17 protein-coding genes are annotated in these 24,811 nt (G+C 72.5%); 14 read left to right on the forward strand and 3 right to left on the reverse strand.

Annotated elements, in window-relative coordinates; genetic code table 11:
* Positions 1-101 precede the first annotated feature (101 nt).
* From ACO0M4_RS33700 to rodA, 5 genes are all read left to right on the forward strand, one after another.
* On the forward strand, positions 102-842 hold the full coding sequence (locus ACO0M4_RS33700) for a class I SAM-dependent methyltransferase (RefSeq protein WP_430374867.1): 741 nt from the start codon (positions 102-104) through the stop codon (positions 840-842).
* Positions 843-908: 66 nt separating this feature from the next.
* Entirely contained in the window at positions 909-1,163 is a 255-nt protein-coding gene (locus ACO0M4_RS33705) for a hypothetical protein (RefSeq protein ID WP_430374868.1), read from the forward strand.
* 176 nt (positions 1,164-1,339) lie between these two features.
* Positions 1,340-2,989: an APC family permease gene (locus tag ACO0M4_RS33710; RefSeq protein WP_430374869.1), complete on the forward strand. Its 1,650-nt coding sequence runs from the start codon at positions 1,340-1,342 to the stop codon at positions 2,987-2,989.
* Between the two features lie 333 nt (positions 2,990-3,322).
* Positions 3,323-4,117, forward strand: a complete 795-nt coding sequence (locus ACO0M4_RS33715) for a class I SAM-dependent methyltransferase (protein ID WP_430375352.1) — start codon at positions 3,323-3,325, stop codon at positions 4,115-4,117.
* A gap of 58 nt (positions 4,118-4,175) precedes the next feature.
* Positions 4,176-5,375, forward strand: coding sequence for a rod shape-determining protein RodA (gene rodA, locus ACO0M4_RS33720; protein ID WP_430375353.1), 1,200 nt, complete (start codon positions 4,176-4,178; stop codon positions 5,373-5,375).
* Between the two features lie 70 nt (positions 5,376-5,445).
* Here rodA and ACO0M4_RS33725 read toward each other — a convergent pair whose 3' ends face one another.
* Positions 5,446-5,889, reverse strand: coding sequence for a hypothetical protein (locus ACO0M4_RS33725; RefSeq protein WP_430374870.1), 444 nt, complete (start codon positions 5,887-5,889; stop codon positions 5,446-5,448).
* A gap of 349 nt (positions 5,890-6,238) precedes the next feature.
* Here ACO0M4_RS33725 and ACO0M4_RS33730 point away from each other — a divergent pair, with 349 nt between their 5' ends.
* The 3 genes from ACO0M4_RS33730 to ACO0M4_RS33740 all read left to right on the forward strand — a co-directional run bounded on the left by ACO0M4_RS33730 (position 6,239) and on the right by ACO0M4_RS33740 (position 12,080).
* Positions 6,239-6,679 carry a hypothetical protein gene (locus tag ACO0M4_RS33730; RefSeq protein ID WP_430374871.1) on the forward strand — a complete coding sequence of 147 codons (441 nt, stop codon included), beginning with the start codon at positions 6,239-6,241 and terminating at the stop codon, positions 6,677-6,679.
* Positions 6,680-6,736: 57 nt separating this feature from the next.
* Positions 6,737-11,101, forward strand: coding sequence for a type VII secretion protein EccCb (gene eccCb, locus ACO0M4_RS33735; protein ID WP_430374872.1), 4,365 nt, complete (start codon positions 6,737-6,739; stop codon positions 11,099-11,101).
* A gap of 217 nt (positions 11,102-11,318) precedes the next feature.
* Entirely contained in the window at positions 11,319-12,080 is a 762-nt protein-coding gene (locus ACO0M4_RS33740) for a GNAT family N-acetyltransferase (protein ID WP_430374873.1), read from the forward strand.
* On the opposite strand, the gene ACO0M4_RS33745 is transcribed toward ACO0M4_RS33740, so the two are convergent.
* The gene (locus tag ACO0M4_RS33745; RefSeq protein WP_430374874.1) at positions 12,067-12,801 is read right to left on the reverse strand and encodes a DUF4389 domain-containing protein; all 735 of its coding nucleotides are present in this window, start codon (positions 12,799-12,801) and stop codon (positions 12,067-12,069) included. The genes ACO0M4_RS33740 and ACO0M4_RS33745 overlap by 14 nt on opposite strands.
* A 187-nt stretch (positions 12,802-12,988) precedes the next feature.
* On the reverse strand, positions 12,989-14,437 hold the full coding sequence (locus ACO0M4_RS33750; protein ID WP_430374875.1) for a glutamate decarboxylase: 1,449 nt from the start codon (positions 14,435-14,437) through the stop codon (positions 12,989-12,991).
* A gap of 123 nt (positions 14,438-14,560) precedes the next feature.
* Between ACO0M4_RS33750 and ACO0M4_RS33755 the strand changes: the two genes are divergently transcribed.
* The 6 genes from ACO0M4_RS33755 (at position 14,561) to ACO0M4_RS33780 (ending at position 24,674) form a co-directional block, all read left to right on the forward strand.
* Positions 14,561-15,013 carry a DUF6309 family protein gene (locus tag ACO0M4_RS33755; protein ID WP_430374876.1) on the forward strand — a complete coding sequence of 151 codons (453 nt, stop codon included), beginning with the start codon at positions 14,561-14,563 and terminating at the stop codon, positions 15,011-15,013.
* A gap of 213 nt (positions 15,014-15,226) precedes the next feature.
* A complete protein-coding gene (rph, locus tag ACO0M4_RS33760) occupies positions 15,227-17,848 on the forward strand; it encodes a rifamycin-inactivating phosphotransferase (protein ID WP_430374877.1) in 2,622 nt (873 codons plus the stop codon).
* 383 nt (positions 17,849-18,231) lie between these two features.
* A complete protein-coding gene (gene lanA, locus ACO0M4_RS33765) occupies positions 18,232-18,390 on the forward strand; it encodes an SCO0268 family class II lanthipeptide (RefSeq protein ID WP_430374878.1) in 159 nt (52 codons plus the stop codon).
* A gap of 151 nt (positions 18,391-18,541) precedes the next feature.
* Complete coding sequence (locus ACO0M4_RS33770) at positions 18,542-21,883, forward strand: lantibiotic dehydratase (RefSeq protein WP_430375354.1); 3,342 nt, start codon at positions 18,542-18,544, stop codon at positions 21,881-21,883.
* On the forward strand, positions 21,880-23,283 hold the full coding sequence (locus tag ACO0M4_RS33775) for a lanthionine synthetase C family protein (protein WP_430374879.1): 1,404 nt from the start codon (positions 21,880-21,882) through the stop codon (positions 23,281-23,283). Before ACO0M4_RS33770 ends, ACO0M4_RS33775 begins: the two co-directional genes overlap by 4 nt.
* Positions 23,284-23,633: 350 nt before the next feature.
* Complete coding sequence (locus tag ACO0M4_RS33780) at positions 23,634-24,674, forward strand: alcohol dehydrogenase (RefSeq protein ID WP_430374880.1); 1,041 nt, start codon at positions 23,634-23,636, stop codon at positions 24,672-24,674.
* The last annotated feature ends 137 nt before the right edge of the window (positions 24,675-24,811 follow it).

The following is a 24,811-nucleotide window of genomic DNA, read 5'->3' on the forward strand; positions in this document are numbered from 1 at the left end:
GCGGTAGGAAAACGAGACCGGGACGTCATGAGTCACAGGCACCGCAGACATCACGTACAGCTCAAAGAGAGGCCGGAAAACTCGCCGAGCACTACACCTGGATGCTGGGCGGCGATGTGCACGCCGCCGCCTCGGGCCAGCTCGCACTGTTGCGGAAGCTGGGCGTCCATGCGGAGTTCGGCGGGCCGGAGGGTCCGGGCGGTGCGGACGGCGGCAGCACCGCCGTCGATCTCGGCTGCGGCCCCGGGACGCAGGCCCTGGCACTGGTCCGCCTCGGCTTCTCGCCCGTCATCGCCGTGGACACCAGCGAGCGCCTGCTCGCCGAACTCGCCCAGGCACACGCGCGGACCGGGGGTGCCCCGGAGGCGCTCCGTCCCCTCCACCGGGACATCCGCGACGCCCTTCCCGAGGCGGCGCCCGTGGAATCGGTGGCGGCCGTGGTGTGCATGGGCGACACGCTGCCGCACCTGCCCACCAAGGACGACGTCGCCCGGCTCCTCCGCGACATCGCGCACGCGCTGCGCCGCGGCGGCCACTTCGTCGCCACCTACCGCGACCTGACGGCGGAGCTGCACGGCGACGACCGCTTCGTGCCGGTCCGCAGCACGGACGACCGGCTGCTCACCTGCTTCCTCGAATACGTCGATGCGGACACCGTGCTGGTCCACGATCTGCTGCACACCCGCTCGGCGACGGGTTGGGAGTTGCAGGCCAGCAGCTACCCAAAGCTGCGGATACCGGCGCAGTGGCTGGCCGGGCAGTGCCGGGCCGCCGGTCTGGAGGTCCGGCACGACGAGACCGGGCCGCGGGGGCTGCGGGTCCTGCACGCCGTCAAACCGTGACCCGACCTCGCGGGCGCGCTCCTGCCCCGTATGGGTGATGGTCAACTCCCCGCCCTGCAAAGGAACATGGAGGGACGTACGGAGGGCGGGGTGGTGGGTATGCGGGAGAGCGGCAGCGCACGGGACGGACGCCGGTGCGCCCCGTTGGGGGCCCTCGGGCTGGCGCTCGCGCTGGCCGCCAGCGTCGCCGGTATCGCCTGGGCGGTCGGCCTCGACGAGACCGGCGTGGAGGTCGCCCCACCCGGCATCGACACGCTCCGCCCCGCCGCCACCCCCGCTCCGGCACCGTCGCCCCCTCGCACCTCGCCGGCCCGTCCGTAGCGCCGGCGGAGCAGGGGACGCCCCGCCGGCGCCCGGCCGCGGCACGCCCGGCGCGGCGTTCCTGTTCTCCTCTCGACCGTCCTGAAGTATTGGGGCAAAAGGTACGTACGCCCACACAGGCCAGTGGGCGGATCGTCACCCGACGCACCCGACGCAGCAGAACGAGGGCACGCCCCATGGAGATGCACAAGCCGCCCGCACCCACCGCGCCCCGGAATCCCGGTCTGAAACGAGACATCGGGCTGATCGGGCTGATCTGGACCTCGGAGGGGTCCATCATCGGATCCGGATGGCTGTTCGGGGCGCTGTTCGCGGCGCAGGCGGCGGGCACCGCGGCGTTGGTCTCCTGGGGCATCGGGGCCGTCGCCATCATCATCCTGGCGTTCGTCCACGCCGAGCTGGGGGCGATGTACCCGGTCGCGGGCGGGACCGCGCGCTTCCCGCACTACGCGTTCGGCAGCGCGGCCGGTGCGTCCTTCGGCTGGTTCTCCTGGCTCCAGGCGGTCACCGTGGCGCCGATCGAGGTGATGGCGTCCCTGAACTACCTCAGCGTGCACGCCCCCTGGGTGCAGACCGGCAAGAACCACCTCACCCCGGCCGGGTACGGGCTCGCCGTCGCCTTCATGGCGTTCTTCGTGATCGTCAACTTCTTCGGCATCAGATGGCTGGCCCACACCAACAGCGTGGCGACCTGGTGGAAGGTGGCCGTCCCCGTCGTCACCATCATCGTGATGGGGGCCGCCGCCTTCCACCCCGGCAACTTCGGGTACCAGGGCTTCGCGCCCTTCGGCGCCAAGGGCATGCTCTCGGCGATCAGCACCAGCGGCATCATCTTCGCGCTCCTCGGCTTCGAGCAGGCCGACCAGTTGGCGGGCGAGAGCCGCAACCCGGCGCACGACATCCCGCGGGCGGTCATCGGCTCGATCCTCATCGGCGTGCTGGTGTACGTGGCGCTCCAGGCGGTGTTCATCGGGGCGCTCCCGCACAGCGCGTTCGCGCACGGCGGCTGGGCCGATCTGTCGTTCGCCGGCAAGGCGGGGCCGTTCGCCGGCCTCGCCACCTCGATCGGACTCGGGTGGCTGGCGACGCTCCTCTACATCGACGCGGTCATCTCGCCGTCCGGGACCGGCCTGATCTACGTGACGGCCACCTCCCGGGTCTCGTACGGGCTGTCCCGCAACGGCTACGTGCCGATGGTGTTCGAGCGCACCACCAAGCGCGGTGTGCCGTGGTTCGGTCTGCTGGTCGCCTTCGTCATCGGGCTCGTGGTCTTCCTGCCGTTCCCCACCTGGCAGAAACTGGTCGGCTTCGTGACGTCGGCGAGCGTGCTGATGTACGCCGGTGCCCCGCTCGCCTTCGGGTGTCTGCGGAAGCAGGATCCGGATCGGCCGCGGCCGTACCGCCTGCCCGGTGGGCTCTTCTGGGCGCCGGTGGCCTTTGTCGTCGCCAACTTGATCATCTACTGGGCCGGTTGGGACACGCTGTGGCGCCTCGGCGTGGCGATCGTCCTGGGCTATCTGGTCCTGGGCGGCTCGGCGCTGCTGAAACTCAACCCCAAGGCCCCGCACCTGGACTGGCGGCACGCGCAGTGGCTGCCGGTGTACCTGCTGGGCATGGGGGTGATCTCCTGGCAGGGCGGCTTCTGTAGCACCGGGCCGGCGTCGAAGGTGTCCTGCGGTGCGACCAACGCCCTTCCGCTGTGGTGGGACATCGCGCTCATCGCCGCGTTCAGCCTCGCCATCTACTTCTGGGCGCAGGCGGTGCGGCTGCCGGACGAGGCGACGCAGGAGTACATCGGGTCGGTGGAGGTGGTCACCGGGGAATGAGCCCTCCTGGCGTGGCGGCGGCACGGAAATCCGTTCGGAAACTGGGCCTGGCGCGGCGGGAATTGGCCCCGTGGTGGGGTGGGGCGGGGTGCTGGGCGGTGCTTCCGGTGGTGGTTGGCGGAGTGGGGCGGCGGGGCTCGGCGGGGCGCGTCGGAGGGGCCGTGGAGCGCTTCGGCCGACGGGTCCGACCTGGTCGTTCGGCGCGGTGACTCGTACCCTCGGCCGGCAGGGCGGCGCCGGGGAACCGGACCCGGCGGGCGGAAGGGACTCGGTGGGCGGATGGGTGCGGCAGGTGGGTTCGGGGAGCCGGAGCGGGCCGGCGGCGACGGGCGGGTGGAGCGGAACATCCGGACGGTGGAGGACGTACTCCGGCTGTTGGACGGGCTGTTCGCGCCGGCGGCCGACCGCTGGACGGCGGATGCGGCGGCCTGGTGGGACGGCTTCTACACCGACCGCGACCGTCCGGTGCCGTTCTTCGTGGCGAAGCCGGACGAGAATCTCGTCGAGTACCTGGACCGCGGGCTGATCACCGTCGGCCGCGCACTGGATCTGGGCTGCGGTCCGGGGCGCAACGCGCTGCACCTCGCCGCGCTGGGCTTCGAGGTGGATGCCGTCGACCTCTCCCCGACCGCCCTCTCCTGGGCCGAGGACCGCGCCCGCGAGGCAGGGGCCGCGATCCGCTTCCACTGCGGTGACGCCTTCGCCGCCCTCGCCGACCCGGGCGGCACCGCGAGCGGCGGGCCGGGCGGCCCGTACGACCTGATCTACGATTCCGGCTGCTTCCACCATCTGCCGCCGCACCGCCGGATCAGCTATCTCGCCCTCCTCGACCGGGCGTTGGCCCCCGGCGGCCACTTCGGCCTCACCTGTTTCGCGGCCGGGGCGATGGGTTCCGAGCTGCCGGACGCCGACCTCTACCGCGGGGCCGGGCTGCACGGCGGCCTCGCCTACACCCCCACGGCGCTGCGCACGCTCTTCGCCGGGCTGACGGAGGTCGAACTGCGCCGGATGCGGGACGAACCGCCGGAGTCCTCCTCGTTCGGGGAGGCTTTCCTGTGGACGGCGCTGTTCCGACGCAGCTCGCCCTCCGGCAGGCCGAACGCACCGACACACCGCACGTTTTCATAGTTGCGCAACTTTGCGGAGTACCCTCCTGCCTGTCGTGGCTCCGTCCGGACAGGAGGCCCTGGTGAGCGTCGTCAGCTTTCCCGTGCGCGGGACCACTCGCGCCAAATCGGCCTGGGGCCGGATCCTCGGGCGGGGGTCCCTGGTCCGCCGGCTCGACTGGATGTTGTTCGCAGCGGCCTTCGCGCTCTCCGCGATCGGGGCGCTGCTGGTCTTCTCCGCGACCCGCGGCCGGATGCAACTCAACCAGGGCGACCCGTACTTCTTCGTCGTACGGCACCTCATCAACACCGGGATCGGGCTCGCCCTGGGGGCGCTCACCCTCTGGTACGGCCACCGGCGACTGCGCGACACCGCGGCCATCCTCTACGCCGTGACCGTGCTCCTGGTGGCGCTGGTGCTGACACCGGTCGGCGCCACCATCAACGGCTCCCGGCGGTGGATCGTGATCGGCGGCGGCATGTCCATCCAACCCGCCGAATTCGTCAAGGTCGCGATCATCATCGCGATGGCGGTGGCGCTCACCGCCCGCGTGGACGCCGGCGACCTGACCCAACCGGACCGGCGGGGCATCGTCCGGGCGCTCGCCCTGGGCGGCTTCCCCGCGGTGCTGATCCTGCTCACCCCCGACCTCGGGCAGGTGCTGGGCATCGCGGCGATCGTGCTGTGCATGCTGATCGCGGCGGGCGCACCCAAACGGTGGATCCTGGGCCTGCTGGGCGTCGGTGTGGTCGGCTGCCTGGCGGTCTGGCAGTTCCACTTGCTGGACCAGTACCAGCTCAACCGGTTCGCGGCGTTCGCCGATCCCGCGCTCGATCCGTCCGGCGTCGGCTACAACACCAGCCAGGCACGGATCGCCATCGGCGCCGGCGGCCTGACCGGCTCCGGGCTCTTCCACGGGGCCCAGACCAACGGCCAGTTCGTGCCCGAGCAGCAGACCGACTTCGTCTTCTCGGTCGCCGGGGAGGAACTGGGCTTCCTCGGAGCGGGCCTGATCATCGCGCTGATCGGGGTGGTGCTGTGGCGGGCCTGCCGCATCGCGCGACAGTGCCCGGACCTGTACGGCACGGTCGCCGCGGCCGGGATCGTCGGCTGGCTGGCGTTCCAGGCGTTCGAGAACATCGGGATGAACCTCGGCATCATGCCGGTCACCGGCCTGCCGCTGCCGTTCGTCAGCTACGGCGGGTCGTCGATGTTCGCCGGGTGGGTCGCCATCGGGCTGCTCCAGTCGATAAAGACCCAGCGGGTGATGTCGGCCTGACCGTCCGGGCCGGTACGCCACGACCCGGCGGGGTGCGGAACCCCCGCCGGGACCGACTCGCACCGGCGACCTACCGGGCGGCGAACAGGGCGCGCAGATGGCTGCCGTTGGCGACGGCTATGACGCCCAGCAGGGCCAGCCCGCACACGCCCTGCTCCACCTTCAACCACACCGGGAACGGGCCCGGGACCGCGATGACGAGGGCGATGGCCGCCGCCATCAGGGTGGCGACGATCCGCAGTCTGCGGTAGGCCCCCCGGGAGCCGCGGGCCGCACGGACGGTGAAGGTGTACGTCAGCAGGGCGCTGACGGCGACGATACCGGCGCGCACCCAGACGGCGTCGTTCACGACGGCGGCGTCGCCGCGGAGCAGGTAGATGGCCACGAGGGTGAGCACGCTGAGCGCGACATAGCCGCCGACCAGCAGCTTCATACCTCGGAATGCCTTGAGGCTGCGGGGGTGCCGCAGCGCTTCGGCGGGAACCGCGGCGGGACGCGGGCTCCGGGCGTTCATGACAGGGGTCCCTTCTGCTTCCGGAGGAGCGGCGCGCCCCTCCCTGCGATCACCTCCAGCATCCGACCGCCGCGGCCGCCGTTCATCGACCCGGCGGACGACTCCGCCGGCGCCGTGCCTCAGGGGGCGGTGAGGGGCAACCCGTACGGGTAAGCACGACCGCGTCTCGGGGTCGCCGCGCTACGGGCCGGGAGCTGCCGGAACTCCTGCGGAGTTGACGGGACACCTACGACGCAACCGGGCGCACCGGGGTCTCAACCCGGCCGCATTGCAGCAGCGTTGAGACATTCCACGCCTCACTCCAGGCCCGGCTGCCTCTAGAATCCTGCGGTAACGCGAAAGGTGGCTCATGACGATCACGGGGGACGTCACCGTCGTCGTGCACGACGAGAACGTCGATGACCAAGAACTCGACGAACTGACCCGACAGTTGCACGAGGAACTGCTGTGCCTCGACCTGCCCGACGTCGAGCGCGGGCAGATCGCCGGTGCGGCCGGCGGCAAGAGCGGACTGCTGGCGTCGCTCGGCACGCTGGTGCTCAGCGGCGGCTTCTCGGTCGCCGTCCTGCGATCGGTCACCCGCGTCGTGCGGGACGTGATCCAACGCAGCGGAGCCCGCAAGGCCGTCCTGGTCAGCGGGAAGAACCGGCTGGAGATCCAAGGGGCGTCGAAGAAGACCACCGACGCGGCGGTGGAAGCCTGGATCCGGGCGGTGGCCGCCGGCCCCGACGCCGCGTCGGGCGGAGCGGCGGGGCCGTCGGCGCTGGAGGGCACCACGGGGGACGCCTGATGGCGCGGCCGAACGGCATCGGGGCGCGCACGGCGGCGCGGACCGCGGGAGGCTCCCGTGGGTGACCGCCGCGCCCTGCTGATCGCCACCGAGCGCTACCTCGACGACTCACTGCCCCAGCTGCGGTCGCCGGTCCACGACGCCCGCAAGCTGGCGGCACTGCTCGAAGACCCGGACATCGGCCAGTTCGACTCCGTGCAGGTCCTGGTCGACGAGTCCAAGGCGGTCATCGAGGAGGCCGTCGAGCGACTCTTCATGGACCGTGAGGTGGACCTCGCGCTGGTCTACCTGTCCTGCCACGGCCTGAAGGACCGTCGGGGGCGGCTGCACTTCGCGACCGTGCGGACCAACCGCGAGATGATCCGGGCCAGTTCGGTCTCGGCGGAGTTCATCAAGGAGTCGATGGAGTTCAGCCGGGCTCAGCAGAAGATAGCGCTGTTGGACTGCTGTTTCTCCGGCGCGTTCGGCACGTCGAAGGGTGACCTGGGCCTCGACGACATCCCCCGGCAGTTCGTGGACCACCGCGGCAGCTATGTGATCACCGCGGCCAACTCCGTCCAGGAGGCCATCGAGGACGCGACCCCGGGCGGTGGACCGGCCGAGTGGAGCTCGGTCTTCACCCGTGCCGTGATCGACGGCCTGAACACCGGTCGCGCCGACCTCGACGAGGACGGCTGGGTCACGGCGCAGGAGCTGTACCAGTACGTGTCCGACACGGTGGCCCGCACCCACGAGCAGAAGCCCACCTTCTTCGGCAGCGACATCCAGGGTGGCAGCCGGCTACGGCTGTCGAAGGCGTCCCCGCACGCGCACCGGCCGTTCCCCGGTCTCACCGAGACCGACGGCCCGTCGCCGCTCGCCACCGTGGACCAGTTGCTGCCGCCGTTGGTGGTGACCCACGACCGCGGCCTCGCGGCCGAGAACTGGCGCGACAGCGGGCAGTTGATCACGCCGATCGGCCGGTCGCACCGGGCCGAGGGCCGCCGGGTCCAGACCCACTACGTGGACCTCTCCGGCGGCGCCGGGCACGTGGCCGTGGCCGGGGGGCCGCGCAGCGGCAAGACCCTGCTGCTCCAGACGCTGGTGACCTCACTCGCCCTGACGCACACCCCGTATGAGGTCGAGTTCCACTGCATCGACTTCGGCGGCGGCGGGCTGCGCCGGCTCAAGCACCTGCCGCACGTCCGCGGCTTCGCCCAGCGCCAGGACCCGGACGGGGTGCACCGGATGGTCGCGCAGGCGGTGGCGCTCAACACCCGCCGGGAGAACGACTTCGAGCGCCTGCCGGCGATCGACTCCATCGAGGCGTACCGGGGTGCGCGGGCCGGCGGTCTGCTCGCCGACCAGCCGGTCGGTGACCTCTTCCTGGTCGTCGACGGATGGGCGGAGTTCGCCGAGAACTTCCAGGACCTGGCGGTGGCGCTGCGCGGCATCGGGACCACCGGCCTGCGCCACGGGGTGCACCTGATGGTGAGCACGTCCCGTTGGGCGGCCGTCCCCCGGCCGCTGCTGGAGGTGATGCTGACCCGCTTCGAGCTGGCGCTCAGCTCCCCCGACGAGTCCCTGATCCACCCCGAGCTGGCCGCCCGGCTGACGCCCGCCACGCCTGGTGTGGCGCTCTGCAACGACCGGGCCGAGAAGCGGTACGTGCACATCGCGCTGCCGCGTACGGACGGGGTGGCCGCGGTGCACGACCTGGCGGCGGCCGCGGCGGAGCTGGGCACCCGGGCCCGTGGCGGCTGGGCGCGGTTCGCGTCGGTCGAGCCGCCGTCCGCCGTCCGCTCCGGGCAGGACGAGCTGTCGTTCGCGGAGCTGCTACAGATCGGGGATCCGGGCGGCTTCGAGGCGTCCGGTCCGTGGCGGCGGCGGCGCGCGCCGGAGCACCGGCTGCGGGTACCGATCGGGATCGGACAGGACGGTCAGCCGGCCTTCCTGGACCTCAAGGAAGCCTCCCAAGGCGGGATGGGCCCGCACGGGCTGTGTGTGGGCGCCACCGGCTCCGGCAAGTCCGAGCTGTTGCGCACCCTGGTGCTGGCACTGGCCGTCACCCACTCCTCGGAGCACCTCAACTTCATCCTCGCGGACTTCAAAGGCGGGGCGACGTTCGCCGGCCTGGCGGAGCTGCCGCACGTCGCGGCGGTGATCACCAACCTCGCCGACGACATCGCGCTGATCGACCGGATGCGGGACGCGCTCACCGGCGAACTACAGCGCCGCCAGGAGCTGCTGCGCTCCACGGGGAACCACCCGAACATCACCGGCTACGAGCGGGCCAGGGCCGCGGGGGCGGCCCTGGCGCCGCTGCCGTCGCTGGTCATCGTGGTCGACGAGTTCAGCGAACTGCTCACGTCCAAGCCGGACTTCATCGAGATGTTTGTCCAGATCGGCCGGATCGGCCGCTCCCTCGGCGTGCACATGCTGCTCGCCTCGCAACGCCTGGAGGAGGGCCGGCTGCGCGGCCTGGACACCCACCTCTCGTACCGGATCGGGCTGCGGACCTTCTCCGCGGCGGAGTCGCGGGCGGCGATCGGGGTGCCGGACGCCTACCACCTGCCGAGCACCCCGGGCGCCGGCATCCTCCAGCACGGCAGCGAATCCATGATCCGGTTCATGGGCGCGTACGTGTCGGCCGCCTACCAGGCGCCCGGGGCGCCCCCGGGGGCCGGTGACCGCGTGGCGGCGCTCGCCGAGAGCGTGCTGGACGTCCTGGTCCAGCGGATGCAGGGCCAGGGCCCGGCGGCGCACCAGGTCTGGCTGCCGCCGCTGGACGCGCCACCCACCGTCGACCAGCTGCTGCCGCCGCTGGTAGCCACCGCCGAGCGCGGTCTGCACCCGGCCTCGTACGGCGCGCTGGGCCGTCTGGTGGTGCCCGCCGCGGTGGTGGACAAGCCGTTCGAGCAGCGCCGTGAGGTGCTGTACCTGGACTTCTCCGGGACGGCCGGGCACGGGCTGTTCGTGGGTGGTCCGCAGACCGGCAAGTCGACCGCGCTGCGCTCGGTGATCGCCGCGTTCGCGCTCACCCACACCCCTCGCGAAGTGCAGTTCTACTGTGTGGACTTCGGCGGTGGCGGGATGCTCGACCTGGCGGGGCTGCCACACGTCGGCGGGGTCGCCACCCGGATGGAGCCGGACCGGGTGCGCCGTACGGTCGCGGAGGTCGGCGGGATCCTGGAGCGTCGGGAGGAGTTCTTCCGCGCCCACGGCATCGACTCCATGGCCACTTACCGGCGCCGCCGGGCCGCCGGGGAGTTCCCGGCGGAGGCGTGGGGCGACGTCTTCCTGGTGATCGACGGATTTTCCTCCTTCCGGTCGGACTTCGAGCAGCTGGACGGCGCCCTCCTCGACCTCGCCGGGCGCGGTCTGGGCTTCGGCGTCCATCTCATGGTCAGTGTCGCCCGGTACAGCGAGGTCCGGCCGGCGCTGCGCGACCTGCTGCTCAACCGGGTCGAACTGCGGCTGGGCGACCCCATGGAGTCGGAGGTCGACCGCCGGCTCGCGAACAACGTGCCGGCCGGCCGGCCCGGCCGGGGGCTGTCGCCGGACCGGCTGCACTTCCTCGCCGCGCTGCCGCGGATGGACGGCGTCGCCGAGGGCGACAACCTGGGCATCGCACTGGGCGAGCTGGCGTCGGCGGTGCGTACGCACTGGTCGGGGCCGGTGGCGCCGCCGGTGCGGGTGCTGCCGGCGGTGTTCCCGGCCGCCGAGCTGCCGCCGCCGGCGGCGGGCTCGCCCGGCATCGCGTTCGGCATCGACGAGACGGCCCTCGCGCCGGTCCGCGTCGATTTCGAGGCCGATCCGCTGCTGGTGGTCTACGGCGACGGCGAGTCGGGCAAGTCGTCGCTGCTGCGGCTCCTGGTCCGGCAGATCGCCGCGCGCTACCCGGACAAGCAGGCCCTGATGGTGGTCAGCGACTACCGCCGGGGGCTGCTGGGCGACCTGCCCGACAGCCATGTCGCCGACTACTGCACCTCGGCCTCACGGCTGAAGGAGGTGGTCACCACGATCGCCGAGTCGCTGGGACGCCGGATGCCGGGGCCGGACGTCACACCGGAGCAGTTGCGCAACCGCAGCTGGTACGACGCACCGGACGCGTTCGTGCTCGTCGACGACTACGACCTGGTGGCGACCAGCAGCGGCAATCCGCTCCAACCACTGCTGGAGTACCTGCCGTTCGCCCGTGACCTGGGCCTGCGCCTGATCCTGGCGCGCCGCATCGCGGGCGCCGGCCGGGCGATCTACGAGCCGGTGATGCAGCGCGTCCTGGAGCTGGGGGCGCAGGCCCTGCTGTTCTCCGGCGACCCGGCGGAGGGCGTCCTGGTCGGCCCGCACCGCCCGGCGCAGCTGCCGCCGGGTCGGGCGCGGTTCATCAGCCGTAAGCGGGAGGCACGACTGGTGCAAACGGCCTGGTTGCCGCAGGGGTAGGTGCGGCCGGTAGCTGCTCGCGGGGGCAGATTTGCCCCGGGCCGGGGGCGGTGTGCGACAGTGGGTTTTCCGGCCGGCCGGGCGTTTCGTCCTGTACTGCGGTGGCCGCCGGAATTCCCGACAAACCCCATCCCTGAACGACGGTTACGGCCGTGCCCTGCACGGATCCCGCCCGTTCGTCCTCCCCTCCCCAGAGCGAATTCTTCCCCCGAGAGCGATGCAGGCGACGACTCTTCTCCCCCGGACCGCGGATCTGTTCACCCAGGGCCTGGAGCGGCAGGCCGGCTCCGCGCTGCTGCGTTTCGGCGCCGCACGGCCGCGGCCGGTCGGCCGGATCAGTTGGTCCGGCGACGGCGCAGTGGCCTGGCTCGACGAGCCGCGCGGCCATGTCTGGAGCGTCGGCGAGCCGACCGCGGCGGCCGGCCTCGTCCTCCGTGCCGCACATCAACTCCCGGACACAGTGCAGGAGTTCACCGGTCCGCGGGGTACCGATACGCTGCTCGGCCGCCATCTGGCGGTGGCCGACCGGATCGCCTGGGTGTTCCGGTGGACGCTCGCCGAGCCACCGGCCCATCCGGCGGAGGAGCGGGTGGTCACGCTGGGCGAGACGCACCACGACGAGCTCCTCGCCTTCCTCACCGAGCACAGCCCGGCGCACTCGACCGGGCCCGACTCCGCTGACGTCAGCCTGTGGGCCGGGATCCGCGGCGCGGACGGGCAGCTGGTGGCGTGCGGTGCGCTGAGCACGCTGCGGGACAACGGCGCCCCGCTGATGGCGTCGGTCGCCACCGACGCGGCCCAGCGCGGCCAGGGGCTGGGGGCGGCGTTGACCTCGTGGCTGACCCGGTACGCCGTCCGCCGGTACGGGTTCTGCACCCTGTGGCAGCTCGCCGACAACGCCCCCGCCGAGCGGCTCTACACCCGCCTCGGCTACCGCAACGAGGATCCGTGCGTGGCCGGGCGGTTCAGCGCGCGCTGACCACCGGGGTGTGCCGGCGGGGTGGCCGGCGGTGGAAGCGGTTCCACAGACGGCCGGTGCGGCGGCCGGTGCGCTCCGGCCTGAGCGGCGGGAGCGCGTCGGTCAGGAAGAAGAGGTAGGCCAGGACCTGGATCACCCAGCGGTCGAAGGCGAGCAGGCTGCGGAACTGGCGCCGGGGGTAGTGGCCGGTCCAGAGCAGCGTGGCGGCGGGCGAGCTGAAGATCAGGATCATCAGGGCGACCAGCGTCAGGATGGCCGACAGCCCGCCGATCCACCACACCAGCCGGAACGCCAGGCCGACGAGCACCAGGATCAAGAGCTCCGGGAAGGCGCGCAGCCTCGACAGGAGCAGGCCCGGGCCGCGGGGCAGGTGCTCCGGACGGTCGATGTACAGGCGGGCGGGGTAGTCGGGCACGGCGCGGAGGGTGAAGGGCGGATAGCGGTCGGTGGCCAGCGCCCCGTAGGAGTAGTAGGCCACCCGCCAGGCCCAGCGCAGCACGCCGCTGGTGAAGCCGAACAGCAGCCGGGGGTAGCGCCCGGTGAAGAAGATCACCGGGAATGCCAGCGCGGTGGCCAGCAGGAAGCCGATGCCCAGCGCGGTCAACATGATGTGGTGCGGGACGAGGAGCAGCCACTTCACTGCCCAGAGCCAGCGGGACAGCGGTTCGTCCAGTTCCGCCTCCACCCGTACCGGCTGGTAGTCCGCGGCGATCGACGACATGGCCGTCAGCTCCTTCCGCCCTAGTGGCCGGATCCGGCCGGAGCGTGCCCCCTCACCTCCAGCGTGACCGAGTCGGGCCGGTTTGGCAGCGCCCCGCGCCGACGCTCTCCCGGACGGCGTTCCCCCTGTTGGCGCCGGCCCGCCGGCCCGGCCCGTGGCGCCGGGCCGGGGGTGGGAGCGGCTGCGGTCAGTCGCGGACCATCTGCTCCGGGATGGCCGGGCGGCCGGCCTGCTTGGTCTCGGCGCCGTGGGCGAAACCGCCGGCGTCGCCGGCATCGCGGTGCGGGCGCTGCTGGGCCTGGAGGCGCGGCAGGACGCGGCGGAGGTCTTCGAGGAACAGGTCGCCGAGGTCGTGACCGAAGCCGTTGCGGATCACGACGCGGAGGGCGGCCAGGTCGGTGCGGTTGGCGGGGAAGGTGTAGGCGGGGACCTGCCAGCCGCGTTCGCGGAGGGCGGCGGAGACGTCGAAGACGGTGAAGTTGGTGACGTCGTCGCTGATCCGGAAGGCGAAGACGGGGAGTTGGCTGCCGTCGGTGAGCAGGGTGAAGGGGCCCATCTCGGCGATCTCGGCGGCGACCCGGGTGGCGACGTCCCGGCTGGTCTGCTGGACGGCGCGGTAGCCGTCGAAGCCCAGGCGCAGGAAGTTGTAGTACTGCGCGATGACTTGGGCGCCGGGCCGGGAGAAGTTCAGCGCGAAGGTCGGCATGTCGCCGCCCAGGTAGTTGACGTGGAAGACCAGGTCCTCGGGGAGCGCGTCGGCGTCCCGCCACAGGGCCCAGCCGACGCCGGGCATCACCAGGCCGTACTTGTGGCCGGAGGTGTTGATGGAGGCGACCCGCGGGAGCCGGAAGTCCCAGGCGAGTTCGGGGTCGAGGAAGGGGGCGATCATCGCGCCGGAGGCGCCGTCGACGTGCAGCGGGACGTCGATGCCGGTGCGCTCCTGGAGGTCGTCGAGGGCCGCGGAGATCTCGGCGACCGGCTCGTAGGCGCCGTCGAAGGTCGAGCCGAGGACGGCGACGACGCCGATGGTGTTCTCGTCGCAGAGTTCGACGGCCTGCTCCGGGGAGAGGATGAAGCGGTCGCCCTCCATGGGGACGTAGCGCGGCTCGACCTCGAAGTAGTTGGCGAACTTCTCCCAGCAGATCTGGACGTTGATGCCCATCACCATGTTGGGACGCTCGGTGGACTTGCCCTCGGCGCGCCGGCGGTGCTGCCAGCGGCGCTTGAGCGCCAGTCCGGCGAGCATCGCGGCCTCACTGGACCCGGTGGTCGAACAGCCCACCGCGGCATGGGAGTCGGGGGCGTGCCACAGGTCGGCGAGCATGTGCACGCAGCGCGCCTCGATCTCGGCGGTCTGCGGGTACTCGTCCTTGTCGATCATGTTCTTCTCGGCGCACTCGGCCATCAGGCGCTGGGCCTGCGGTTCGGCCCAAGTGCTGACGAAGGTGGCGAGGTTGAGCCGGGCGTTGCCGTCCAACATGAGTTCGTCGTGGACGATCTGGTAGGCGGTGTCGGGGTCCATGCCGTCGGCCGGCAGTTCGTACCGGGGGACGTGGACCGGTTCCCGGCTGAAGACCGGGTTGACGGCGAGGTTGCGGCTGGCGTCGCGGTGCTGGTGCGGGCGCTTGAGTGGCATGGTGAACGTGTCCTTCTCGGGTACGTGCCGGACCGTGCGGCGGACGGTCCGGTCGGCCCTCCCGCCCGGCCGGGCCGGTCCACACGCGGCGGCCAGGTTAACGGGTGCGACTGTGCGGGGGCGGTGGGTTGCGCCACTGCGGCGCGACCCGGCGCACGGGCCGTCAGCGCCGTGGACTACGACGGCCTGCGGGTCAAGGAGGGCATCACCCACCTCGACGGGCTGCACCGCATGATCGCCTGGGCGGCCTGGCACCGGCTCCCCGATGCAATGCACCCGAAGTCGAACTGGCCGAAAGCTGGTTCTGGGCGGTGTCGTGCAGGGGGACGGGGGACGTACGCGCCGCGCCACCACTTCGCGAGAAGTCTGTCGGTTCCATGGGACGGCACAAGACAAAGGCAAAAGCAAAAGCAAAGGCAAGGAGAGCGCTCTCCTTGCCACTCTCAACGTATAGCGCGCTGGGGGGCTTGCCGCAAGCCCCGGGTCACGGCGCAGAATCGTCGACCGATGCCACAACCTGCGGAAATGAGGGCACGACGGGCGTGTGTTGTTGTCGACGTATGGGGGGCGCGGTGACGTCGGACCGGTGGTGGGACCGGCAGTGCAGTTGCGGGGGCTCGGCACAGAGGTGCGGGGGTGCGCGCCGCCCGACCGGCCGCCCGGCTCAGCAGAGGGAAGGCGACCAGGGATGAGGACGTGCTCGACAAGAAGTTCGACAGAGGTGGCGGCGCCGGTGATGCGGTCGGCCACCGCAGTGCAACGGAGCACGGCTCCCTCGGAGGTATCGCAATGACGGAGCAGTACGTGTTGGATCTTCAAGAGGTCGGCGAGGGGCAGGTCGTGGTCGTCGGCGGCAAGGGCGCGCACCTGGGCGGGCTGTCGCGGATCGAGGGCATCCGCGTGCCGGGGGGCTTCTGCGTGACGACGGACGCCTTCCGGCGGATCATGGCGGAGGCGCCGTCGATCGACGATCGGCTCGATCAGCTCTCTCGCCTGACCCCGGACGACCGGGAGGCGATCCGCACGCTCAGCGCGCAGCTGCGTCGGACCATCGAAGGGATCGCCATCCCGGGCGATCTCGCGGCGGCGATCACCCGCGCGCTCTCCCAACTCGGCGAGCAAGCTGCCTACGCCGTCCGATCCAGCGCGACGGCAGAGGACCTGCCGACGGCCTCGTTCGCCGGCCAGCAGGACACGTACCTGAACGTCGTGGGGCCGACGGCGATCCTCCAGCACATCAGCCGGTGCTGGGCCTCGCTGTTCACCGAGCGGGCCGTGACCTACCGCCAGCGGAACGGCATCGACCACCGTACGGTCCACATGGCCGTGGTCGTGCAGCGGATGGTCCTCCCGGATGCGGCCGGCATCCTGTTCACGGCCGACCCCGTCACGGGCAACCGGAAGGTCGCCACCGTGGACGCCGGCTTCGGCCTCGGCGAGGCCCTGGTCTCCGGCCTGGTGAACCCGGACGTCTTCAAGGTGCGACACGGCGAAGTCGTCGCCAGGGCGATCGCCGTCAAACAGCGTGCCGTTCACGCCCTGCCGGCCGGCGGTACGCAGGAAGTGGCGATCGACTCGCAGCGGCAGGAGCAGCCGGCGCTGACGGATGCGCAGGTCGTGCGGCTCGTGCAGCTAGGGCGGCGGATCGAAGCGCACTTCGGCCGCCCGCAGGACATCGAATGGTGCCTGGTCGATGACGGCTTCCAGATCGTTCAGAGCCGGCCGATCACGACCCTGTTCCCCATCCCCGAGACCGACGACCAGGACAATCACGTCTACGTCTCCGTTGGCCACGGGCAGATGATGACCGACCCCATGAAGCCCCTGGGGCTGTCCATGTGGCAGCTGACGGCCATGGTGCCGATGCACGCGGCCGGCGGGCGGCTGTTCGTCGACGTCACCCGGCGCCTGGCCTCGCCCGCGAGCCGCGCCGGCCTCCTGGCTGCTATGGGGAAGGGCGATCCGCTGATCAGGCACGCTCTGGAGACCGTCCTCGACCGCGACGGTTTCGTCCCGTCGCTCCCGGACGCCCCTCCCGGCAGGCCGCAGTCCGGCGGGCCGCCGGCCGGCGGTGCGTCCGCCCCGATCGACACCGATCCGGCCATCGTCACCGGGCTGATCGAGCGCAGCCAGGCGTCCATCGCCGCCCTGGAGCGCGACATCCGGACGAAGACCGGACCGGCACTCTTCGACTTCCTGCTGGATGCCTTCGAGGAGCACAAGCGAGTGCTCAGTGATCCGCTGAGCATTCAGGCGATCATGGCGGGCATGGAGGCCACGTGGTGGCTCAACGACAAGCTGCGGGAGTGGCTGGGCGAGAAGAACGCGGCTGACACGCTCACGCTGTCCGCCCCCGACAACGTCACGTCGGAGATGGGCCTGGCGCTGCTCGACGTCGCGGACGTGATCCGCCCGCAGTCGGAGGTGGTGGCGTTCCTACAGGGCGTCGAGTACGTCGAGGACGACGCCTTCCTGGACGAGCTGGCCAAGCTCGCGGGCGGGACCGAAGCGCGCGACGCCATGGTGGCCTACCTCGACCGGTACGGCATGCGCTGCGTCGGCGAGATCGACATCACCCGGCCGCGGTGGCGCGAGCGCCCCACCACGCTCGTGCCCGTGATCCTCGACAACGTCAGGAACTTCGAGCCGGGCGCCGCCGAGCGGCGCTTCGAGCAAGGGCGGCAGAAGGCGCAGAAGAAGGAACAGGACGTGCTGTCACGCTTGCGCGCCCTGCCGGACGGGGACCGGAAGGCAGACGAGACCAAGCGGATGATCGACCGGGTCCGCACCTTCATCGGGTACCGGGAGTATCCGAAGTACGGCATCGTCAGCCGCTACTTCGTCTACAAGCAGGCCCTGCTGGCGGAGGCCGAGCGCCTCGTGCAGGCCAACGTGCTTCCTGAGAAGGAGGACGTCTTCTACCTCACGTTCCAGGAGTTCCACGACGTCGTGCGCGCGCACCAGGTGGATGACCAGCTCATCCAGCGGCGCAAGGACGCGTTCCGGTCGTACCACGCGCTCACACCGCCCCGGGTGCTCACCTCGGACGGTGAGGCCGTCACCGGGGCGTACCGGCGCGACGACGTGCCGGCCGGCGCCCTGATCGGCCTACCGGTTTCCGCCGGGACCGTCGAAGGAAGGGCCCGCGTCATCCTCGACATGGCGGAGGCCGAGCTCGAAGCGGGCGACATCCTGGTCACGACCTTCACGGACCCCAGTTGGTCGCCGCTGTTCGTCGGAATCGCGGGCCTGGTGACGGAGGTGGGCGGCCTGATGACCCATGGCGCAGTGATCGCCCGGGAGTACGGCTTGCCGGCCGTGGTGGGCGTGGAGCAGGCCACCCGGCTGATCCGGGACGGGCAGCGGATCCGTGTGCACGGAACCGACGGGTACGTCGAGATCCTGCCTTGACCGACCACACCGGGAAGCCCCGGCCGTGGCTTCCGGCTGAACAACGCCAAGCAGGTGATGACCACCCGACGAACCGGATGACGTGTGCGCGATCAGGCGTCCAAAATCCTAGGACGTCCAAGTAGTTGCCGCGACTTTCGGACAGTTCCAGACAGGACGGATGTCCGCTCGTGGGCCGCGTCCGCCAGGAGGAACGGGCGCCGGGCCAGGGGAGGCGAGGCGGTGCCACCGGGCCCGGAACCGGCCGATCCGGCATACGTGTTCGTCCGGTTTTCGCCTCCCGGCTCCCTGTTACCAGGGTGAAAGGTGGGTCTACCGAGCCCCGTGAGGTGCTCGGGTGCATTCGTCCGGTTGTGTGGCTCGACAAACCTTTTGGAGGGAACATGCGTACCGAGATCGTTCTTCATGAGTTCGACGAGGCCGACCTCGACCTGGATCTGCGTATCTCCGATGTCTCGGACCAGGCCCAGGAGTTCGGCCAGGGCACCTACACCTCGCCGAGCAGCTATGCGATCGGCACCCGTTGTCCGACCTGCTGCTGACCTCGGGGTGAGCTCCGGAGCGGGGCGGACCCTGTCCGCCCCGCTCTCCCGTACCACCGCAGTGAATCCTGTGCCGCCGGCGACGTGGGGGACGAACCAGGTGCGACCAGATCTGGATGTGTTCGAGATCCGAGAGCCGGTGCTGGTGCGGATGGCCAGTACGCCGCGGGGGCCGTACCCCGGTGACCGCATCGACCCCGACGATCCGGCCACCGGGGTACGGCAGTTGGCCGGCGATCCCCTGCTGCGCCAGGCCGTCGAGGTGGCCAGCGGCAGCCTCGCGCACAGCCTGGACCGGCTGGACACCGCGGACGGCGCGGCGGCCCTCGGCCGGAAGCGGACGCTCAGCGCGGCACGGACACTCACCCGGTACGCGCGGCGGGCGGGCGGCCGGCCCACTCCCTTCGGCCTGTTCGCCGGCGTCGGCCGCGCCCACTTCGGCGCCGCGGCCAAGGCGGAACTCACCGGTCCGGGCGAGGTGGCGGCCCGGCTCGACGGCGGCTGGCTGCACCGCCGCGTCCTGGACTGGCTGACGGTCCCCGAGGTCCGGCGCCGGGTCGACGTCGTGCTCAACGACCTGTGCGTCCGCCGGGACGGGCGGCTGCTCCTGCACGCCGGCGAACGGGAGACGTCGGTGCGGGACAACGCGCTGGTGGGCATGGTCCGGGAGGAGGCGACCCGACCGGTGGCCTACGCCGCACTGCTCGACCGGTTGGCCGTGCGGTTCCCCGCCATCGCCCCGGAGCGGATCGACGCCCTGCTCGCCGGACTGGTGCAACACGGCTTCCTCCTCACCTCCCTGACCCCGTACCGGATCGACGACGCGCTGCTCGACCGGATCGAGTCCGCGCTGGCGGGGGTCGTGCCCGGTGGCTCGGAGGGGCTGCGGGCGGTCCGCGCGGCAGCGGCCGCCTACGCGGCGGAACCACCGGGCGAGGGCGGTCGGGCGTGGCAGGCGCTGCTGGCGGGCGTCCGCCGCCTCGACACTGGCGGGAACGAGAGCTGGAGCGGGAACGAAAGCGGGAACGGGAACGAAAGCGGGAACGAGAGCGGGGGCACGGCGGCCGGGGCCCGGGACGCCGAGGCCCGTCGCCCCGGACGGCGCGCTCCCGGTACCGCGGCCGTGGACGGCACGGGACGGCCGCCGGTCCAGGTCGACCTGCGGCTGACCGGCGACTTCGTGCTGCCGGAAGCGATCGGCGAGGAGGTCCGCCGGTACGCCGCGGCGATCTGGGCGATGACCCCGGAGTGGGGGACGCTGGCGTATATGCGGGACTATCGCGACCGCTTCATCGAGCGGTACGGAACCGCCTGCGCGGTCCCCCTCGCCGACCTGGTCGATCCGCACCGCGGGCTGGGGCTGCCGCCGGAGTACCACGAGCGCGGTGCGGCGGCGCCCGTACCCGACGGGCCCGGTGGCGGCGCTGGCGACCGGGCGCGCCGGACCGCCGTCGCCGAACTCGTCCACCAGGCGGTCCTGGACGGCGGCGACATCGAGTTGACCGACGACGACGTGGCGCGGTTGGCGGCCGCCGTCGGGCACACACCGGGCGGCCGGCCGCCCCGCACCCTCGAACTGTGCTTCCAGGTGCTGGCCGACAGCCCGGCCGCCCTCGACCGCGGCGACTTCCTGCTCCTGGGCAGCCCGCACATCGGGTCGTGGACGGCCGGCGCGACGGCGGGCCGCTTCGCCGCCGGCGCGGGTCTCACCGACGCACTGTCCCAACTGGTCGGCGGGCGGGACGAAGAGCCCGACGGCGTCCTGCGCGCACAGGTGGATCTGGCGCCGCGGGATCCGCGGTCGCTGAACATCGTGCAGGTACCGCCGCTGCTCCCGTACCGCATCCCCCTCGGGGTCGCCGACGACCGCGGCGACCCGCACTGCCTGGACTGGCGCACCCTGCTGGTCGCGGCCGGGGAGGACGGCCTGCGCCTGCTGCACGGTCCGACGGGACGTCAGATCGCGCCGGTGATCCCGCACATGCTCGCGCTCGATGCCCAGGCGCCCCCGGTGGCCCGCTTCCTGGCGGACCTGGCAGCGGCCCGTCCGCGGGTCTGGTCGGGGTGGGACTGGGCGGGCCTGGACGTGCTGCCGTACCTGCCGCGGGTCCGCTACGGCCGGGTGCTGACCGCCCCCCGCCGCTGGCTCGCCGGACGCCGGCTGCGGGACGCGGCCCGTACGCCGGGCGCCGCCGCCTGGGACGACGGCCTGCGCGCCTGGCGCCGCGGGAACCGGGTGCCGGACCGGCTCCACATCGCCCGCAACGACCAGATGTTCCCCATCGACCTGCGCGAACCGTGGGACCGGGCACTGCTCCGGGCCGAACTGACCGCCGTGGAACCGCGGTTTGTCCTGTACGAGGACCTCACCGCCGACGGCCGCGGACTCGGCTGGAACTCCGGTCACAGCACCGAGATCGTGGTGCCGCTGGCGAGCGCGGGCCGGACGAGAAGGAGCGGACCGCCCGCCGCACCCCGCCCCGCCGCCGGAGCGGAAGCGTCCCCCGCGGTGCGCGGCGCGACGGACGCGGGTGCGCCACCGGTCGCCGCGCCGCTCCGCCCCGCCCCCACCCGCGTCCATCTCCCCGGCGAGGACTGGCTGTTCGTCAAGGTCTACGCCGACCCGGCGACCCATGACGCGCTCCTGGCGGACCGGCTGCCCGCGCTCCTGGCCGAGGTCGAAGCCGATACCGACCGCTGGTTCTTCCTGCGCTACCGGGACCCGGAACCGCATCTGCGGCTGCGCTTCCACGGCACGCCCACGGAGCTGACCGGCCGGGTGCTGCCCGCCGTCGCCCGGCACGTGCGGGAGCTGATCGGGTCCGGGGCGGTGCGCACCATGACACTGGACGTGTACCGGCCCGAGACCGACCGGTACGGCGGCCCGGCGGCCCAGGAGACGGCCGAGCGGCTCTTCCGCACGGACAGTCGGTCCGCCCTGCTCCAACTGCGGGCGCGGCGGGCCGGGGCGGCAGCGGTACCCGACGAGGTGCTGGCCGCGGCCGGCCATGCGGTCCTGCTGGACTCGCTCGGTGACTGGGACTGGTGCGCCTGGGTGGACCGCATGTTCACCAAGGGGCCCGACCACGAGGTCTACCAGCGGCACCGTGCGCTGGCCGATCGGCTGATCCGGCCCGGGGAGACCGCCGGGGACACCGTCCGGCACGCCGCCCGGGCGCTCGGCATACCCGCACTGGCGGAATTGTGGACCGAGTCGCCGGAGCCGCGCGCCTACGGGGAGCTGCTGCGCGCCGCCCCGGAAGCGGACCGCGACGAGGCCGTCCTGTCCCTGCTGCACATGCGGCACAACCGACTGTTCGGCATCGACCGGGCGGCGGAGGCCCGCGGCTACGCGGTGCTCCGGGGTGCGGTCCGGACGCTGCTCGGCCGCCGGGCGCACGGGGTCGGACCCGGTGGCGGGCGACCGGACGGCACCGCCGGCCGGGACCCGGCTCCGGACGGTGACGCCGTCGGAGCGGGGGCGGCCCGATGACCACGACCGACCCGACCGCGCCCCGCGCACGCACCGCCCTGCGGGACCGCGCCGGCGTCGTCTCGGCGGAGCTCCTCGACCGGCTCGCCGACCCGGCCGCCACCATGGCCGCGACCCGGATACCGGCCGAGACGGCCGACGACGGCCGGCCCGAGGGCATCTGGGCGGAACTGACCCTCGGCAGCGGCAGCCCCGGCCTCTCCCTCGCGTTCAGCGGCGGCACCGGTCCGGCGACCGACCGCACCGCCCGCGCGCACCGCTATCTCGCCGTCGCGACCCGGGCAGCGGCCGACGGCGACACCGTTCCGAGCGGGATCTTCAAGGGCCCCGGGGCGCTGGCCTGCGCGGTCCTCGTCGCCCACCGCGCCACCGGCGGCTACGTCTCCGCACTGCGACAGCTCGACGCGTACCAACGCGACCTGGTCCGCACCGCACTGCCCGACGTCCCCGACGGCCCGCTGGCCACCATCGGGCACTACGAGGTGGTCCGCGGGATGACCGGCGTCGGCCGCTACCTCCTCGCCCGCGCCGACACCTGCACCGACGAACTGGGCGCCGTCCTTGGCTACTTGACGCGACTGGCGCTCGGCGACGTCGTACACCCCGAGGGCCACCGGGTGCCGCGCTGGTGGGCCCTCGACGCCCCGCGGATCGGCGCCGAGGCCGCGCTCCCCGGTGGGCACCTCAACCTCGGTCTGTCGCACGGTGTGGCCGGGCCGCTGGCGCTGCTCTCCCTTGCCTGGCAGCAGGGCGTCCGCCTACCGGGCCAGCGGGACGCCATCGAATCCGCGGCCGACCTGCTGACGCAGTGGGCCGTACGGGACGCGCACGGGGTGTACTGGCCGGGCCATCTCAGCCTCGCCCAGTGGCTGGCCGGCCCCGAGGCGTACGACGAACCGGCCGGCTGGCCCTCCTGGTGCTACGGCGCACCGGGCGTCTCCCGCGCCCTCCAACTGGCGGGACGCGCGCTGGGCAGACCGGACTGGACCGCACTGGCCGCGGCTTCGGTAGAACGGCTGCTGACGCTCCCTCTGGAGCAGTGGGGCATCACCGACCACGCGCTCTGCCACGGCTGGGCCGGCGCACTGCACCAACTGGGCCGACTTGCCGAGGACTTCACGGCCGGCCACGAGGCGCCCGCGGCCCGGCTCGCCGACCAGCACGCGGATCGCGCGCTCACCGACCGGCTCGCGATCCGGCGCGACGAGGTGGCGTCCCGTCTCCTCGACGCCTTCCGGCCCGACGTGCCGTTCGGCTACCGCTTCACCATGACGCGGGTGCCGTTCGCCTCCGATGTCTCCGGCTATCTGGACGGCGCGGCGGGCGTCGCCCTGGCCTTGGACGCCTATGCGACGGGCGGCGCTCCCACCGGCTGGGACCTGCCGTTGCTGCTGTCCTGAGTTCCCCGGTCCCGGGCGGTCCGGCCGGCCCGCACCCGGTGTGCGGGGTGGGCCACGGACCGCCGTCGCCCGCTCGGCGCGCGTGATCGGCCCGGAGCTGGTGTGCTGGTGGGAGGAGGCCGTTGCACCAGCACCTGACGGCGCCGGCAGGTGGCCGAGCCGCACGCATGCGGGAGCACGCACACGGCAGACACGTACACGGGAAGCACGTAGGGAAGCCGGGGCGGGAACCCGACGCGAGGAACGGCCGGTACGCGGGCGCGGGCTCGCTGGCAGCGGCAAGGTCCAGGGCGTGCGGGAGCCGGCTCGTACCGCTGCCGCACCGGCTCTCGCAGGTGGGAGAGATCCAGATGAGCAGCTACCGAGTCGCGCAGGTCGGCGCCGTCGGCGCACCCTTCGAGATCGTCGAGCGTGAGGTGCCGCGGCCCGGCCCGGGGCACGTCCGGATCGCCGTGGACGCCTGCGGGATCTGTCACAGCGACGCCATGTTCGTCAACGGCGCGCTGCCCGGCGTCCGGTTCCCCCTGGTCACCGGCCATGAGGTCGCCGGGCGCATCGCCGAGGTCGGCGAGCACACGGACAGCGGCTGGAAGGTCGGCGAGCGGGTCGCGGTGGGCTGGTTCGGTGGCAGCTGCCACCACTGCACCCCCTGCCGGCAGGGCGACTTCATCGTCTGCGAGCAGCTGAAGGTGCCGGGCTGGGCGTACGACGGCGGGTTCGGCGAAGCGGTGATCGCCCCGGCCGATGCGCTGGCGCGGATCCCCGACGGCCTGGCTGCGGCCGACGCGGGGCCGATGGCCTGCGCCGGGGTCACCACCTACAACGGGCTGCGGCGCAGCTCGGCCCGGCCGGGCGATCTGGTCGCCGTACTGGGCCTCGGCGGCCTGGGGCACCTGGGCGTGCGGTTCGCCACCGCGATGGGTTTCGAGACGGTCGCGATCGCCCGCGGCGCCGACAAGGCGGACTTCGCCAAGCAGCTCGGTGCGCACCACTACATCGACAGCACCGCCGGAACGTCCGTCGCGGACGCGCTCCAGTCCCTCGGCGGCGCCCGGGTGGTCCTGGCCACCGCCGCCAACTCCGCCGCCATCTCCGCGACCGTGGACGGGCTGACGCACCGCGGCGAGTTGGTGGTCATCGGCGCGGACATCGAACCGCTGGCGATCAACCCGACCCAGCTCCTGATGCGCGCCCGGGTCGTCCGCGGCCACCCGTCCGGCACCGCGCAGGACGTCCAGGACACCATGGAGTTCTGCGTGCTCCAGGGGATCCGCCCGATGATCGAGACGATGCCGCTGGACGACGCCAATGAGGCGTACGCGAAGATGCTCGCCGGGACGGCCCGGTTCCGGATGGTGCTCACCCACACGGAAGCCGGACGCGCACACTGACGCCGGGTGTCCGCACCCGATCCGTAGCCGGACGGGCCCCGCCGTTCGGGCACGGGCCTCGCTTGGCTGCCGGGGCGGCCCTCCGACGGTCCCCCCGCGCGGGTTCGGGGCTGGTCCCCCGGCGGACCCCTCCCGGG

Origin of the sequence: Streptomyces sp. RGM 3693, assembly GCF_050471125.1 — a bacterium.
Lineage (GTDB): Bacteria > Actinomycetota > Actinomycetes > Streptomycetales > Streptomycetaceae > Streptomyces.

Coding starts and splice junctions, on each gene's coding strand:
- ACO0M4_RS33725 (WP_430374870.1), bottom strand. CDS start 5,889: ATGAACGCCCGGAGCCCGCGTCCCGCCGCGGTTCCCGCCGAAGCGCTG.
- ACO0M4_RS33730 (WP_430374871.1), top strand. CDS start 6,239: ATGACGATCACGGGGGACGTCACCGTCGTCGTGCACGACGAGAACGTC.
- ACO0M4_RS33775 (WP_430374879.1), top strand. CDS start 21,880: ATGACCACGACCGACCCGACCGCGCCCCGCGCACGCACCGCCCTGCGG.
- ACO0M4_RS33780 (WP_430374880.1), top strand. CDS start 23,634: ATGAGCAGCTACCGAGTCGCGCAGGTCGGCGCCGTCGGCGCACCCTTC.
- ACO0M4_RS33700 (WP_430374867.1), top strand. CDS start 102: ATGCTGGGCGGCGATGTGCACGCCGCCGCCTCGGGCCAGCTCGCACTG.
- rph (WP_430374877.1), top strand. CDS start 15,227: ATGACGGAGCAGTACGTGTTGGATCTTCAAGAGGTCGGCGAGGGGCAG.
- lanA (WP_430374878.1), top strand. CDS start 18,232: ATGCGTACCGAGATCGTTCTTCATGAGTTCGACGAGGCCGACCTCGAC.
- ACO0M4_RS33745 (WP_430374874.1), bottom strand. CDS start 12,801: ATGTCGTCGATCGCCGCGGACTACCAGCCGGTACGGGTGGAGGCGGAA.
- ACO0M4_RS33740 (WP_430374873.1), top strand. CDS start 11,319: ATGCAGGCGACGACTCTTCTCCCCCGGACCGCGGATCTGTTCACCCAG.
- ACO0M4_RS33770 (WP_430375354.1), top strand. CDS start 18,542: ATGGCCAGTACGCCGCGGGGGCCGTACCCCGGTGACCGCATCGACCCC.
- ACO0M4_RS33710 (WP_430374869.1), top strand. CDS start 1,340: ATGGAGATGCACAAGCCGCCCGCACCCACCGCGCCCCGGAATCCCGGT.
- ACO0M4_RS33750 (WP_430374875.1), bottom strand. CDS start 14,437: ATGCCACTCAAGCGCCCGCACCAGCACCGCGACGCCAGCCGCAACCTC.
- ACO0M4_RS33705 (WP_430374868.1), top strand. CDS start 909: ATGGAGGGACGTACGGAGGGCGGGGTGGTGGGTATGCGGGAGAGCGGC.